This is a genomic window from Rufibacter tibetensis, assembly GCF_001310085.1.
Lineage (GTDB): Bacteria > Bacteroidota > Bacteroidia > Cytophagales > Hymenobacteraceae > Nibribacter > Nibribacter tibetensis.
On record NZ_CP012643.1, the window covers coordinates 116,524 to 132,290 of the forward strand.

Genomic DNA, 15,767 nt, shown 5'->3' on the forward strand with positions numbered 1-15,767 from the left:
AACAGTTACTTATTTTGCTTGTTTGGCGGGCAGAACAGCACTTTCAGGCGGACCTAAATAGCTTGGCTTTAACCCACCGGCATCTACCACTATTTTCTGTAGCACAATACCAGAATCTACCATCCAGAACTTAAGGGTGTGTTCCCCTGGCTTTTTCAATTGGTGCTTAGAAACGGTGAGGTTGATGTTATTTGCTACGTTCTGGTTCCAGGCTCTATCAGATTTATCTTGATGGATGTTCACGATCTGCGGAGCCTCGTCGTCAAAGGAGATGGCGTAGCGAAGACCTTGGGTATTGTGGAAGTTCAGGGTTGGAGACACCATTACTTGCACATTCACCTCTCCCTCCTTCTGCAGATACACTTTGTACTGTAGATGCGGGCTGTTTCCGCCGGGGGTTTGGCTTGGTGCTGTAACCGGCATGGTTGTCATGGCAGAAGCGGTGCGGCCCAGATCAGGAATCAATTTCCATTGAATGTCATTCCCGTTCACTGCCCGAGTAAAGTGCTCCGCTTCCATAGAAACATACCCGTTGCTTTCCACTAACCCTTCGGGTTGGGTGGCCATTTGCAAAGCAGGCTGCACCACTGCCTGAACGGTTACTTTCTTCCCCTTCGGACCAGTAATGGTCAGCGAAGTACGCTGGGCACCTGCCGGAACTTTTTCCCAATCTACACTTACCCAAACGCGCTGCTCTTTGGCAACTGTACCCTTCTCCTGAGACACCTTTAACCAAGGGGCAGCAGAGGTTATGGTATACTCAAATGGCTGTTGCCCACGGTTAAAGATCTCCACGTAACGGCCTTGCTGCTGATAGGGAGATAAGTCAGGTAACACAGCAGCTTCTTTTGCTTGTGGCCACCATTGCGAAGAACCCTCTATTGCTACTCCCATGTCAGCGGTGGCAGGCACAGAAAGTTGTTTTAACTCTGGCAAAACGTCTTTCTCTGGCTGCTGCCAATACGTGTAGCTGATGTGCGTCTGCGACATCATGTGGTTCCACTTTCCGTTCGCAATGCCTTTATGAAAATGCTGGGTAAGCTCTGCATCCTTGTCAAACAGTTGTTTCACTCTGGCAGCCATGTCATTGGTGGTGTTTCTTCCTTGACTGGCATACAACCGGTTCAGGCCTGTAGTCACGTGCAGTTCGTTCAGGTTGGCACTGGCCTTGATGGGGAACAACACCAATTGGTAATAGGCATCACGGTATTGTGCTGGCAAAGCCGCATTTACCCGCTCTGCTTCATCCGCTAAGCGGTTGTACTCGGCTACAATTCTTTCGGCTTCCTGGTAGTTGGTGAGGCTGTAGGTGTCTGGGGCTAACAGTTCAGGCTTTCTGCGGCTGTTGTACTTGGCATATTTGGCCAACAGATCTGCAATAGTGGCAGCATGTTCTGCGCCAAACTGCCGTTCGGCCCAAAGTTTGGTGTATTCATCTAAGCGGTCAGCGGGCCATTTTTCTGGGTTCCAGGCATAATCCAGGAAGAACTCGGTAGGGAATTCCATGGGTTTGATGTCGCCTACGTTTACAATCCAGATGCGGTCTGCCTTGTGTTGGTACGCCAGGTGCATCTGCTCCCAGATACGAGGCAGCGGATTGGTGTTGATCCATTTGTAGTTCCGCGGGCCGCCCACGTAGTCAAAGTGGTAGTAAATGCCGTACCCGCCAGAATGCTGTTTTTCGCCTACTTTTGGTAATTTCCTGATGTTTCCCCAGTTATCATCAGCTAGAAGCAAAGTCACGTCATCTGGTACGCGCATGCCTTTGTCATAGTAATCCTGCACTTCTTTGTACAAGGCCCAAATTTGAGGGGTTTGAGAAGCAGGTTTAGCGGTAACGTCAGAGATAATCTTGCGCTGGTCGGCCACAATTTTTTCCAATAGGCCAATGTTGCTTTCCTCACTCATAGGTTCATCACCGTCGCCGCGCATCCCAAGGGTTACAATGTTTTCAAACCCGTTCATGCGTTTGATGCCGCCGGTCCAGAACTCGCGCAGTTTCTCTGGGTTGGTGTTATAGTTCCAGGGGCCTGAACCGTAACGGCGCCACTCGTCGTGGGCACGCGCCAGCGGCTCATGGTGCGAGGTACCCATCACCACACCATACATGTCGGCTACTTGGGGGCTGATCTTGTCATCGTCGCTGAAGGCACTTCCCCACATGGCAGGCCACAGGTAGTTGCCTTTCATGCGCAGGATCAGCTCAAATACTTTCTCGTAGAATTTGTGGTTAAAGCCGCCAAATTGCTCTTTAGACCAGTTGGAAAGTGCCGGGGCCTCATCATTGATGAAAATACCGCGGTACTTCACGGCCGGAGTGCCTTTGGTATGACGGCCTTCTTCTACATACAGGTTCTCCTGCTGCTTAACCGGCACATCGGCCCACCAGTACCACGGCGATACCCCAATCTGCTGAGACACGTCATAGATGCCGTAGATGGTACCGCGTTTGTCGCTGCCCACAATCACCAAGGCTTCGTCTACGCCTTTCATGGGTCTCTTCACGGTTTGCACCACAAATGTCTCCCACTTACCAGTAAGGTCTTTTACGTCTAGCTTTTTGCTTTTCACCAACTGGTCAATCAGCGGGCTTTTACCTAAGGTACCCACCAGCACCAAGGTTTTTTCCTTAGGAGCCTTTTTGCCAACGGTTAAAGCCGGCTCTGTCTTGGTTACGCGGTTCACATCGGCCTGCAAGTCTTTCAAGGCTCTGATTACTCCAGGAAAATCACTTTCGCTGATGTAAAAAGGTGCCGTTTTTCCAGCGGCGAACAGTGGGAAGGCGTTATTCTTCTTTTCACTTGAGATGTACCGAACATCATCCAGAGCGAAGGCGGCAGGTGCCAGCATCACTCCTATCAGAATCAAAAAGAGTTTTTGCCAGGATAGATGCAGGACAGATTTCCTTTTGTGGGTTGTTTGTGTTTGGGTAAGGTAACTCATGAGAGCGTTTTACAATTATGATGGAAAGTAATTCTTGGCGTTGTAGTAGCAGATATCCTGCACAATTTTGCCAATCCAGGGAAAATCCATGGGCAGCAGACCACGTTCCATGTCTTCGCCCAGCAGGTTGCACAGCAAGCGCCGGAAGTACTCATGTCGCGAGTAAGAAAGAAAGCTTCTGGAATCAGTGAGCATGCCCACAAAACAGCTGAGGAGGCCCATATTGGAAAGGGCGTTCATCTGCTCCTTCATGCCGTCCAGGTTATCCAAGAACCACCAGGCAGAGCCGAACTGCATTTTGCCTTTGATGCCACCGCCCTGGAAGTTCCCGATCATGGTGGCAAAAGCCGCGTTGTCAGCGGGGTTGAGGTTGTAGATAATGGTCTTGGTGAGGCAGTTTTCTTCTTCCAGTTGGTTGAAGAACGCAGCCATGTTGTGGATCTGAGGATAATCCCCAATGGAATCATAGCCCGTATCTGGGCCGTTTACCTGGAGCATGCGGCTGTTGTTGTTCCGGATAGCGCCCACGTGGAATTGCTGCACCCAGCCTTTGTGGTAGTACATTTTGCAAAGCTCCAACAACAGGAAGGAAGTAAACCCCTCCTGGTGCTGAGCGGCTAGTTGGTCTCTTCCGGCCAACACGTCCTGAAAGACTTCTTCCAGGTCTACCGAAGCCGCCGAGAGGCTGGGCAGATTGGTTAACCCATGGTCCGCAATGCGGCAGCCATGGTCATGGAAGTAATTCACTCGCTTTTCTAAGACTTCCAGCAAGGTGTCAAAGTTGAAGATTTCGGTGCCGGTGATACTGGCTAGCAACCGGATGTAGGCGCGGAAGGAATCACCGCCCGCCAGGTTGAATACTTTGTCTGGCCTGAACGAAGGCAGCACTTTCGTTTTGAAGCTACTTTCGGCTAACTGCCGGTGAAACGTAAGGTCATCTGCAGGGTCATCGGTGGTGCCTACCATCTCCACATTGAAGTGCGTTAATAGTCCCTGAGGGGTGAATTCTGGCTTTTGCAGCAGTTGGTTACAGTGGGCGTACACCTGCTGGGCATTCTGCTCGGTGAGAAGTTCATTCACCCCAAATGGGTTCTTCAACTCCATGTGCGTCCAGTGGTACAATGGATTTCGCACCGTGTACGGAACTGCTCCGGCCCATTTCAGAAACTTCTCCTCGTCAGAGGCATTGCCGGTGATGTATTTTTCGTCAATGCCTAAAGTGCGCAATGCCCGCCATTTGTAATGGTCTCCGGCTAACCAGATGCTGGTGAGATTAGGATAGTTCTGGTTTTCGGCCATTGCCTGCGGCGATAAATGGCAATGGTAATCAATGATGGGCAATCCTTTGGCAAACTCATGGTAGAGTTGTCGGGCCGCGTTGGTGTGCAATAAAAAGTCCTCCTGCAGGAAAGTTCCTGCAGGAGGTGGGGTGCTACGAGAAGCAACGGGGGAAGTACTAGGATTGATGCTCTCTGCCATAGTTGTGTTCTTAAGAAGGGTAAACTGTTCTTTCAATGCCCATTTCCAAACCTCTCAGTTCTGCCAAGCCTCGCAACCTGCCAATGGCAGAATACCCTGGATTAGTAACTTTATGCAGGTCATCCAGCATCTGGTGCCCATGGTCTGGCCGGAACGGAATAGGCTCTTGGCGGGTGCGGTTAATGGCTACCAGTTCTTTCATGACCCCGTACATGTCCACGTCGCCGGCCAGGTGGTCAGATTCATAGAAGTTGCCGTTCTCATCCTTCAGCACGTTTCGCAAATGCGCAAAGTACACCCGGTGCCCTACAGACTTCAGGATCTCCACAGGGTTGTTGTGCCCTCCGGCGCCCAGAGAACCCGTGCAGAAACAAATGCCGTTCGGCTCCCGGTCTACTCTATTGATGATAAACTCCAGATCTTCTTTGTTGGAGGCAATTCTTGGCAGCCCTAAGATTGGGTACGGCGGATCATCGGGGTGAATGGTCATGACTAGGCCGTTTTCCTCGCAAACGTCCATAATGGACTCCAGGAAGTACGCCAGGTTCTCGCGCAGTCCGGCATGCCCAATCTTCTTATAAATGCTGATGCTTTCGGTAAGATGCTCCAGCGTAATGAAGCCCTCCATGGGCACGCCCATCCGGATGATCTCACTCAACAACCCCAGTTGCTCTGGTATGAAGCTTTCAAAACGCTCTTTGGCCTGCTGCAACACAGCTTGGGAGTAATCCTGCTCGGCTCCTTCCCTTTTCAGGATGTACAAATCAAAAACCGCCAAGTCTGCCCAGTCAAAATAAAGGGCTTTGGCGCCGTTTTTTAGTTCATACGCCAAATTGGTTCTGGTCCAGTCCAGCACCGGCATAAAGTTATAGCAGATGGTTTTCAGGCCAGCAGCAGCCAGGTTGCGTAGCGATTGGCGGTAGTTTTCCAAATACTGCTCATAATCGCCGGTGCGGGTTTTGATGCTTTCATGAACCGGCACGCTCTCCACCACCGCCCACACAAGGCCGGCTTCTTCTATAATGCGTTTCCGTTCCTGGATTTCGTCTAAGGGCCACACTGCGCCATGCGCCACATGGTGTAAAGCACTTACAATACCGGTGGCACCGGCTTGTTTCACATCCTGCAGGGTCACGGGGTCATTGGGGCCGTACCATCTCCAGCTTTGAAGTAATGACATAGTTTTAGGTTTTATATCTGCGGTCTAAGACCATCTTTAGACTAAAGATAGAATAGAAAGTGCATGTTGAGTCATGTTCAGTCATTCTATTCTTAGAGGTTCCTAAGAGACAAGTTGTTTCCTTATCTTCTAAATAGAAAGGGCGACAAGTTAGAGTTCTAAACTTGCCGCCCTTTTTGTTTCTAGATCATTATAAGTTGTTCATATGAGGTTGGATGAATGATTCAACAGTAGCACCCATCCCTTCTTAATTCAACACTATAAGTACCCAGGGTTTTGATACGTTGCTTTTACTTCTGCAGGTACATCCATCCGGTCAAGCTGCCCCTGTGGAATTGGACGCAGGTAGTGATGTGGCTGGATTGTGCGGGTAACGGTTACAGGAGTATGGTCACCGTAGTTGTTTCCGGCAATGCGATACGTAGAGGCAAGCTCATTCCATTTCTGGGTACGTACCAGATCATACCAGCGATATCCTTCGCCATAGTACTCACGTGAACGCTCTGCCAGGATATAGTTGATGTCTATAGTAGCTGGAGTAGCGGCTACCATTGCAGCACTATTGTCCTGTACCTTGGCCATGTTGCCGTTGTTGTCATAACGCCATTTACCAGCTCTGGCACGAATCACGTTTATCAATTCTCTTGCCGTCATACCGGCTTTAGTGGTGGCGCCTTTTACAGCCGCCTCAGCCGCTACAAAGTAAAGCTCAGAGAATTTAGCAATGTTAAACGGACGGGTGCTGCCCGCATTTGGCTGCCCCAGACCACCGGCATTGTCAGTACGGTAAGGACCTAGCTTCCAAAGCCCCGGATAAACAATTCGGCTAATCCCGCGTGGAGAAATCACATAATCTGCTCTTCCTGGCAGTTCTCCAGCACCAACATTACTTTTACCTCCTCCGGTTGGGTAATTGATGGCTGTTGCTGGTTCCTCGTTCAGGAAAGTCAGGATTGGCTGACCTGGGCTAACAGGTAAATTGTTTGCGTTGTAGGCAACCGCTGGTTGGTTACCCCCTGCTTTTGGCCAGTTACCCCGGTAGACGGTGGTAAAGGTTCCATCGTAGCGGGAGTCATTGGTTTTATCAGCAAAGGTATTCTCAACGGCACCAATGGTTGGCGCCATACGGGTCCAGGGACGTCCTAATGGCTGAGCTGCTTCGCGCTGAACAGAAGAGAATGGACCAGTTCCGTTTGGATTGGCAGCGCTTCTGATGTTAGTATAGTTCCAGGTCATCATCCAGCCGGCAAAGTTATCCGGGGAGTTACCGGTACCAAACGTAAGGCTACCGCCATTGTACAACTCACTGGTTTCGGTATGGTCAGCGTACAGCATTAACTCACTGTTGCGGTCGTTCTGAGCCAGATTCACATCATAGTACGTTGCCTGCAAACGGAACGGACCTGGGTTCTCAATACCTGCTACTGCTAAATCATACGCCTGCTGATAATAATACTGTGCATTTCTTCCGTTCGGGTCGGTTCTGGGAGTTGCCGGGTAAGTTGGAATGTTATTAGGGTTTTCCAACCACCATGCATACGTCAGATACGCTTTTGCCAGATACAAGCGGGCAAGTGTCTTGGTGGCACCACCTATAACGCGTGGGTTTGTTGGTAAATCATTGACAGCTTGCAACAGGTCAGGGAAAATGGCTTTGGTGTAAACTTCAGGAACTGTGTTACGCACAGAAGTTCTGATTGGGTTGGTGTTGAACTTCAGTTCTCCAGCACCCAAATCCAAGGGCACCCCGCCAAATGTTTGTACCAGCAGGAAGTAATCAAAAGCACGGAAAAACCTAGCTTCAGCAATGAGGGCAGGTGAAATAGTGCTTACAGCAGTGCCATTCTCAATAATCCCACTTGCAGTGTTGATGTTAGGGAACGCGTTGGTCCATAATCTATCTGCCCGGCTGTTATTGGAATTGATCACCCCTCTGCCTGACAGGTCCATTACCAGGAAGTTCTCGTCGGCATCTCTGCCATAGGTAACTTCATCTGTTCCCGTTTGAGTAGTGTTATAATAGTAAGCATCTCCGTAGATATAGCGCAGATGAGCATACATAGACGTTAGACCTCCTTGTACACCTCTCTCGCTCTGGAAGTATTCAGGTGTATAAAGGCTGCGAGGCTCCTCCTCCAGGATATCTGAGCACCCTGCCGCGGACATAGAGATCACGGCTGCTCCAATCAGAAACTTTATTTTAAAACTCTTCATTTTTGTCTTCATTAGAATGTAACGTTTAAGCCCACTAAGTAGCTGCGGGTGGCAGGTGCGTTCGTGCCAATCGTTAGCAGACGGTTTGGAGTACCTGTAGTTACTGCCACATTTTGGTCGGCGTAAGAGTTGGTTTCAGGATCCATACCAGATTCTCTGTGGTAAGGTGAGAACATCACAAATGGGTTCTGAGCAGTCACATAAAGGCGTAGTCTGTTCACACCAGCGTTTTTCAACCACGCGTTGTTGTCAAAGTTATAGCCAAGAGAGATGGTACGTACTTTCATGTAAGAGGCATCAAAGTAGCTAAGAGTACTGGCATACTTTGGGTTATCACCGCTCGCGATTCCACCTGGTTTAGGGAATCTGGCATCTGTGTTCTCAGGTGTCCAATAGTCCACTTTCACGTTTCCACGGCGGCCGTTCATCATGTTAAGGTAACCTGCTGACCCGTAAAGAGTACTGATCAAAATACCGCCGTTCTGGAAGGCACCTACTGCGCTCAAATCAAATCCTTTGTAAGCAAGGCGGGTGTTGAAACCACCCTGGAAGTTAGGATTCACATCCAGAATTTGCCGGTCCTGAGGTCCAATGGCTCTGGCAGGTGTACCATCAGGTTTGTATTCGCCGGTGTATTTCACTTTGATCATACCTACGTTTCCGCCTGGCTCAAGAATGTTTCTGTACGGATCTTCTTCCTGCCACAAACCTATTCTCTCGTAGTCATAGATTACGTTGATAGGCTGGCCAACAAACCACCAGTTTCCTTCGTCTCTCTGTTGCTCACCGGCAAGTGATACAATCTTGTTGCGGTTAGCATACATGTTGACACCAGCTTCCCATGTAAAGCCGTTCAGGTTATCCAAGATCACGCCGTTCAAAGAAAGCTCCACCCCTTTGTTCTGGGTAGCTCCAATATTTGCAGTATAGCTGCTCACACCAGACGTGAAAGGCAAGGGAAGACCAAGCAGAATGTCTTCTGTGTTGGTGATGTAGTACTCCACTGTACCAGACAAACGATTGTTCAGGGCAGCGAAATCTAACCCGTAGTTCCAGGTTTTAGAAAATTCCCATCCTAAATTAGGGTTAGGCAATTGGGTAACAAAGAGACCAGTTTGGTAATTGGTAGGACCAAAGTTGTAAGGTCTGGTGGCTAGTAGTCCAAGAGTTGAATAAGGAGCAATAGATTGATTTGAAGTTCTACCGTATCCAACACGCAGTTTCAGCATGTTGATGGCAGAAACACTCTCCATGAATCTTTCTCTGGCAACGTTCCATCCTAATGAAAGGGCAGGATAGGTATGCCACTTATACCCAGGGGCAAGTCTTGAAGACCCATCAGAGCGAACGGTTGCGGTCAACATGTAACGATCATCATACGAGTACATCACACGACCCATATAAGACAATAAACCACTCTTGAAATATTGCTGATCGCCTGGGCTCACCGTGATCTCTCCTGCGGCCAGTCCTAAATTGTAATACTGGAATCCGTCTGAAGGAATATCTCTGGCGGCAATGCGTGATCTGTTGAATTTTGTATCAGAGGCAGAATATAAACCTACCGCATTTATATTATGCTTTCCAGCAAATGTGCGGTCATACGATACAATGTTTTCAATGGTCCAGTCTGTTGTGATCTGGTTGCTAACAGAGGCAGTAGAAACAGTGGTAGGATTGACAGCATTAATTCCCTGCCCGGTGTAAGCGCCACCTTGAGCCTGACGATAATTAACACCCAAGTTGATACGATATTTCAAGCCCTCTACTCCAGGAATTTTAACTTCCCCAAAGAATGTATTGTAAGAAGCCATAGATCTGGTTTCACTTAACCATCTGTCTCTGTTATCTTCTACCACGTCTCTGGTGTACACCCACTGCTCATCCAATGGCATTCTAACGGTTCTCTTCAGAGTACCATCAGGGTTGTACGGGTTAGCAATTGGAGACATGCTTAACACTCCGTACAAGCCCACGTTAGAACCTTCAGACAAACTGTAGGTATTGTTTGTGGTGAAACCTAAACGGAAATATTTTCCAACGCCTTGATCAAGTGTACCACGCACGGTATAACGGGTGTACTGCTGCGTTGGGATTACGCCTTCTTCCTGGTAATACCCAGCATTGAAATTGTAACGGCCGTTTTCAGTACCACCAGAAACACCTAAGTTTTGGTTTGTTTGAATACCCGTTCTGTAAAGCAGATCCTGCCAATCAGTGTTTACATCATCAGCCTCATCTAAGGCGTTGGTGTACTGACCCGCTGCTTTGCGAAGAGCAACAAACTCAGGACCACTCATCATGGGGTATTTAGAGAAAATTGTTTTAGCACCAACAAAACCATCATAAGTGATTTGTGGCTTTTGGCCTGCTTTGCCTCCTTTCGTGGTGATCAAAACAACTCCGTTTGCGCCCCTGGATCCATAAATAGCAGTAGCAGACGCATCCTTCAGGATGTCAACACTTTGAATATCATTCGGGTTGATGTCTCCAATGGATCCTGGGAAAGGAATACCATCTAATACTATTAAGGGATCGTTGCTGGCTGAAAGCGAACGAGTACCACGTATACGGATTTGCATACCAGCACCTGGCTGTGAGGAAGACTGTGAAAACTCCACACCTGGCAGACGTCCTTGCAGAGCTTGCGAAATATTTGCCGCTGGCACTTCACGTAATGCATCTCCACTAATGGAAGCTACTGAACCAGTTACCGCTTCTGCTTTCTGGGTACCATACCCTACTACCACCACCTCATCCAGGGTCTGCTGGTCAGTGGCCAGGGTCACATTAATCGTGCTTCTGTTATTGATCGCTACTTCCTGGGGGATATACCCAATGAAAGAATACACCAACGTTCCGGTACCACTTGGAACCGAAATAGAGTAATTACCTTCCACATCTGTGGGAGCAGCAGTGGTTGTTCCTTTCAAAAGAACGGTTACCCCAGGCAAACCTCCTCCGGTTTTATCGGTCACTCTCCCAGAAACCGTCAAGCTCTGCGCCATGGCCGGCACACTCATCAGCAGAGAAACCACTAGCAACATGGCTAGCTTAAGGATTTCAGGCTTCTTCAGAAGCGAAATCGTTGATCTGGGATTTTGGGTAATATTACCTTTCATACATATTTAATTTAGTTGATTAGTATTGGTGAGGGTAAGCATAATTAAAATAAAGTGTTGTAAAGTGGTTGTATAGGATTGCTACCTTTCAGGTGTAAAATCTTCTTTCCTTTAGTAGGCATGAAATTATCTTGAAGCCTATTCAAATTGTTTTACCAACCAGAAACAATACTTGTGAATAGGGTAGAAAAAAATCAGACCTCATGCCATCGATGGCATAAACTCTATTCCATCTTTTCTCATTCTTCACTTCTCTACAAACTTGAATATAATTTTCAAATAATACAACCGATTTCATAAAACTTTTCAAAAAAAGAATCCCTTATCTTGGCTTTAAATTTTAATTATGTGAATAATCACTGGTTTTAAGATGCAACAAGAAAAGCATTCTAAGCACTCCTTCCTTCAATTAACAAAATCAAATCGTCCTAATCTGGCTTTATTAGCCTATCAAACTTAAAATAGGTCAAAATTTTGTTTCATTCAATTAAAGAATGTAGTTTCAGAAGTGCTTAGATTTTCCTATATTTAGAAATAGAGGCATTGTTAATATTGAAACCGATTTCATATATTTGTTACAGCACGAAGTTACCAGCATGGAGAAGGATATCACGATATACGACATAGCAAGAGAACTGGACTTGTCTCCCACTACTATTAGCAGGGCCTTGAATGACCACCCGGCGGTGAACAAGAAGACAAAACAGAGAATCTCTGATGCGGCTGCGCAGATGGGGTATCGTTCTAATCTATTTGCCAGTAATCTTAGAACGCAGCGCACCAATACCATTGGGGTCATTGTTCCCCGGTTGAACAGCCCCTTTATGTCTTCTGTCCTGGCAGGTATGGAAAAAGTGGCGAATGATGCAGGCTATAACCTGATCATCAGCCAGTCATTGGAGACGTTGCAGAAAGAAGTTGCCAATGCCAAAACCATGTTTGACAGCCGGGTAGACGGTTTACTGGTTTCCTTGTCTTATGAGACCGAGAACATTGACCACTTTCTGAATATCATCAACAAAGGCATTCCGGTAATTTTTTACGACAGGGTAGCAGAGCACCGTAACTGTACCAGCATTGTCATTGACAACCTTCAGGCAGCCTACCAGGCCACTTCGCATTTAATTGAACAGGGTTGCACCAACATTGTCAACATCACAGGTAACCTGAAAAGGAACGTGTATTCAGATCGTCTTAAGGGGTACAAGTATGCTTTAATTGACCACAATCTGGCGTATAATGATGCAAATGTCATCATCAACAACCTGAGTGAAGAAGCCGGCGAAGAAGCAGCGAAAAAGATCCTGAAGATGGATCCTTTGCCGGATGGCATCTTTGTGTCAAACGACACTTGCGCGGTGAGTTGCATCAAGACCTTAAAACAAGCAGGCGTTTCAGTACCCAGAGACATTGCCGTAGTAGGCTTCAACAATGACGCCATCTCCAGAGTAGTGGAGCCAAATCTGACAACCATCAATTACCCGGGTCAGGAAATGGGAGAAGTAGCTGTAAGGGTTTTACTGTTGCAGATGGGTGGCAATACGGAACGTATTCCCAGCAATACCATTAATCTACGATCTGAGCTGATCATCCGGGACTCCTCGCTGAGAAGCAAGATTAGCACTAAAAAGAAAGCAATCCTTATATAACAGAAAGCCTTTCCTCTTACCAAAGCATCTGTGGTAAGAGGAAAGGCTTTCTGTTAAGAAAACATTGTAGTGCTGTTTTCTGCGCAACTTTCAGAAAAAAGCCTATAAGCAGGCTTAAAATATTTTCCTTCCACAAATCCTCCCCAGACTAGCAACATGAGCAAGAAAATAGTTATTCGACTCGCCCTTCTGTTCTCTCTAATCTTCTGGCAGAGTGCTGCCCAGGCGGAAGACGGTTATCGTCTTTGGCAACGCTATGATCTAATTCAAAACAAAGACCTGCTGAAACAATACCGCAAAGCTCTTGAGGACGTAACGGTACAAGGTTCCTCCCCTACCCTGACGGTAGTGAAAGATGAACTGCAAATGGGTTTGAGTGGTCTTTTGGGTTTTAAGGTGACAGTGTCTGATAAAGCGACCAAAAGAGGTTTGGTGGCAGGCACGCCAGAAACATCTTCGCTCATCAAGGAAATGGGCCTGGAACAGAAACTGAATGAAGTGGGCCAGGAAGGTTTTCTGCTGCTTTCCCAAAAACACAAAGGAAAAGACTACACCGTTATTGCCGCTAACTCTGAAAAAGGCGTGATGTACGGCACCTTCCATCTCCTTAAGTTGCTGCAAACCCAGCAAAGCCTCAAAGACCTGAACGTCAGCAACAGCCCCAAAACCAAACTGCGCATCTTAAACCACTGGGACAACCTGGACCGCACCGTGGAGCGCGGATACGCCGGCTTCTCTATCTGGGACTGGCACAAACTGCCAGATTACATTGACCATCGCTACATTGACTACGCCCGCGCCAACGCTTCAATTGGCATCAACGGTACGGTGCTTACCAACGTGAACGCCAATTCGCTGGTGCTTACCCCAGAATACCTCAAGAAAGTAAAAGCCTTAGCCGATGTGTTCCGTCCGTACGGCATCAAAGTCTATTTGACAGCACGCTTCAGCTCACCTATTGAATTAGGCAAACTAAAAACGGCTGATCCGTTGAACCCTGAGGTAAAAGCATGGTGGAAAAACAAGGTGAACGAGATTTACACCTATATTCCTGATTTTGGCGGGTTTACGGTAAAAGCAAACTCTGAAGGACAGCCCGGCCCCCAGAATTACAATCGATCTCATGCAGACGGTGCCAACATGATGGCCGAGGTACTGGCCCCTAAAGGTGGCATTGTGATGTGGCGTGCCTTCGTGTATGACAACAATGTGCCCGATGACCGTCACAAGCAAGCGTACACCGAGTTCAAGCCATTGGATGGCACCTTCCAGGGCAATGTGATGGTGCAGGTAAAGAACGGCGCCATTGACTTCCAGCCCCGGGAGCCTTTCCATCCACTGTTCGGCGCCATGCCTAAAACGCCGCTCATGATGGAGTTTCAGATCACGCAGGAATACCTTGGGCAAGGCACCCACTTGGCGTATTTGGCTCCAATGTTCAAAGAAACCTTGGAGTCTGACACGTATGCCAAGGGCAATGGTTCTACCGTGGCAAAAGTAGTAGACGGAAGTTTAAACAACCACGCCATCTCGGGCATGGCCGGCGTCGCCAACATTGGGAACGACATCAACTGGACCAGCCATCCGTTTGGGCAAGCCAACTGGTACGCCTTCGGCCGCTTAGCCTGGGACCATGCCTTAACCTCTGAAGACATTGCCGACGAGTGGATTAAAATGACATTTTCTAACTCTCCGGCGCAAGTAGCGCCTATCAAAAAAATGATGATGGGCTCCCGCGAAGCAGTGGTGAATTACATGACGCCTATGGGCTTGCACCACCTCATGGGTTGGAGCCACCACTACGGCCCGGGACCATGGATCAAAGATAAGCCGCGCGCTGACTGGACTTCCGTGTATTACCACCGCGCCGATGAAAAAGGCATAGGCTTTGACCGCACCAAGACCGGTAGCAACGCCCTTTCGCAGTACGCTCCAGAAGTGCAGGCGCTATGGGGAAACCCTACTACCTGCCCAGAGGAAGTGTTGCTTTGGTTCCACCACGTAGCCTGGGATGCGAAAACAAAATCCGGCAGAACGCTGTGGGACGAACTGTGCTATCGCTACTCTGGGGGCGTAGACTCTGTAAGAACCATGCAGAAAACCTGGAATGCATTGGAAGGACAAGTAGACAAGGAAAGACACCAGCAAGTGAAGCAGTACCTGGCCATCCAGGAAAAGGATGCCCGTTGGTGGCGCGATGCCTGTCTGCTGTATTTCCAGACGTTTTCCAAAAGACCTATTCCGCAAGAACTTGAAAAGCCACAAGGCACTTTAGAGGAGTATATGAAAATAGATCCCAAATTTGCGCCTGGCATTTAACATTGATTTAAAAACCACATGACTCAAAACACCGCATCTAAAACCGCCATTGTTACTGGTGGTGCCTCAGGAATAGGCCTGGCCATTGTAGAGAAGTTTATCCAGCAAAACATCAAAACCATTGTCATAGGCCGCGATGAGCAGAAACTAAAAGATGTAAAAGACAAATTTGGGGAGCTTTGCATTACAGAATCGTATGACCTGAGCAACCTGGAAGGTATTCCGGCTCTGGTAGAAAGACTGGCTCAGGAGCACGGCAGGCTGGATATTCTGGTGAACAACGCGGGCATTAACCAGAAAAAGCCTTTTGTGGAGGTAACTGATGAGGAATTCCAGCGCATCAACACCACAAACGTGACGGCTGTCTTCGCCTTGAGCCGCGAAGTGGTGAAAACAATGTTGCCGCACGGAGATGGTTCTATCGTGAACATCAGTTCCATGGCCTCGCAGTACGGTATCCCGAAGGTAATTTCCTACACCGCTTCTAAATCGGCGATAGAGGGAATGACCCGCGCCATGGCCACCGAGCTTTCCCCGATGGGCATCCGGATCAACTGCGTAGCCCCGGGTTTTATCAGAACTGCTATGTCGGCTACCGCTATGAAAAGTGACCCTGAGCGTATGAACCGGGCCCTAAGCCGCACACCAATGGGTGATTTCGGATCTCCCGCCGATGTGGCCGAAGCGGTGTATTTCTTTGCTTCAGATGGCGCCAGGTATGTGACTGGAACCGTGTTACCGGTAGACGGAGGGAACTCCATCGGTTTCTAAGAACTCCCGTATTTAATCAAGGTGCCCTTCTGTTTGAGGCTAATTTTTTGAAACAAAAACTCAAACAGAAGGGCCTTACTTCTCCAAGTA

The 15,767-nt window shown here is 48.2% G+C and carries 8 protein-coding genes; 3 read left to right on the forward strand and 5 right to left on the reverse strand.

The window, feature by feature from the left end:
- Nucleotides 1–9: 9 nt before the first annotated feature.
- The 5 genes from DC20_RS00475 to DC20_RS00495 all read right to left on the reverse strand — a co-directional run bounded on the left by DC20_RS00475 (nt 10) and on the right by DC20_RS00495 (nt 10,938).
- A complete protein-coding gene (locus tag DC20_RS00475; protein WP_062542034.1) occupies nt 10–2,943 on the reverse strand; it encodes a glycosyl hydrolase 115 family protein in 2,934 nt (977 codons plus the stop codon).
- A 15-nt stretch (nt 2,944–2,958) separates the two neighbouring features.
- Entirely contained in the window at nt 2,959–4,422 is a 1,464-nt protein-coding gene (gene uxaC, locus DC20_RS00480; protein WP_083470194.1) for a glucuronate isomerase, read from the reverse strand.
- Between the two features lie 10 nt (nt 4,423–4,432).
- Nucleotides 4,433–5,602 (reverse strand): mannonate dehydratase, encoded by a 1,170-nt coding sequence (gene uxuA, locus DC20_RS00485; protein WP_062542035.1) that lies wholly within the window; start codon nt 5,600–5,602, stop codon nt 4,433–4,435.
- A 258-nt stretch (nt 5,603–5,860) separates the two neighbouring features.
- Complete coding sequence (locus DC20_RS00490) at nt 5,861–7,828, reverse strand: RagB/SusD family nutrient uptake outer membrane protein (RefSeq protein ID WP_245652271.1); 1,968 nt, start codon at nt 7,826–7,828, stop codon at nt 5,861–5,863.
- On the reverse strand, nt 7,828–10,938 hold the full coding sequence (locus DC20_RS00495; RefSeq protein ID WP_083470195.1) for a SusC/RagA family TonB-linked outer membrane protein: 3,111 nt from the start codon (nt 10,936–10,938) through the stop codon (nt 7,828–7,830). The genes DC20_RS00490 and DC20_RS00495 overlap by 1 nt, the downstream gene beginning before the upstream one ends.
- 596 nt (nt 10,939–11,534) lie before the next feature.
- Here DC20_RS00495 and DC20_RS00500 point away from each other — a divergent pair.
- The 3 genes from DC20_RS00500 (at nt 11,535) to DC20_RS00510 (ending at nt 15,677) form a co-directional block, all read left to right on the forward strand.
- Nucleotides 11,535–12,587, forward strand: coding sequence for a LacI family DNA-binding transcriptional regulator (locus DC20_RS00500; protein ID WP_062545722.1), 1,053 nt, complete (start codon nt 11,535–11,537; stop codon nt 12,585–12,587).
- A 156-nt stretch (nt 12,588–12,743) separates the two neighbouring features.
- Complete coding sequence (locus DC20_RS00505) at nt 12,744–14,906, forward strand: alpha-glucuronidase family glycosyl hydrolase (protein ID WP_062542037.1); 2,163 nt, start codon at nt 12,744–12,746, stop codon at nt 14,904–14,906.
- 18 nt (nt 14,907–14,924) lie between these two features.
- Entirely contained in the window at nt 14,925–15,677 is a 753-nt protein-coding gene (locus tag DC20_RS00510; RefSeq protein WP_062542038.1) for an SDR family NAD(P)-dependent oxidoreductase, read from the forward strand.
- Nucleotides 15,678–15,767 lie beyond the last annotated feature (90 nt).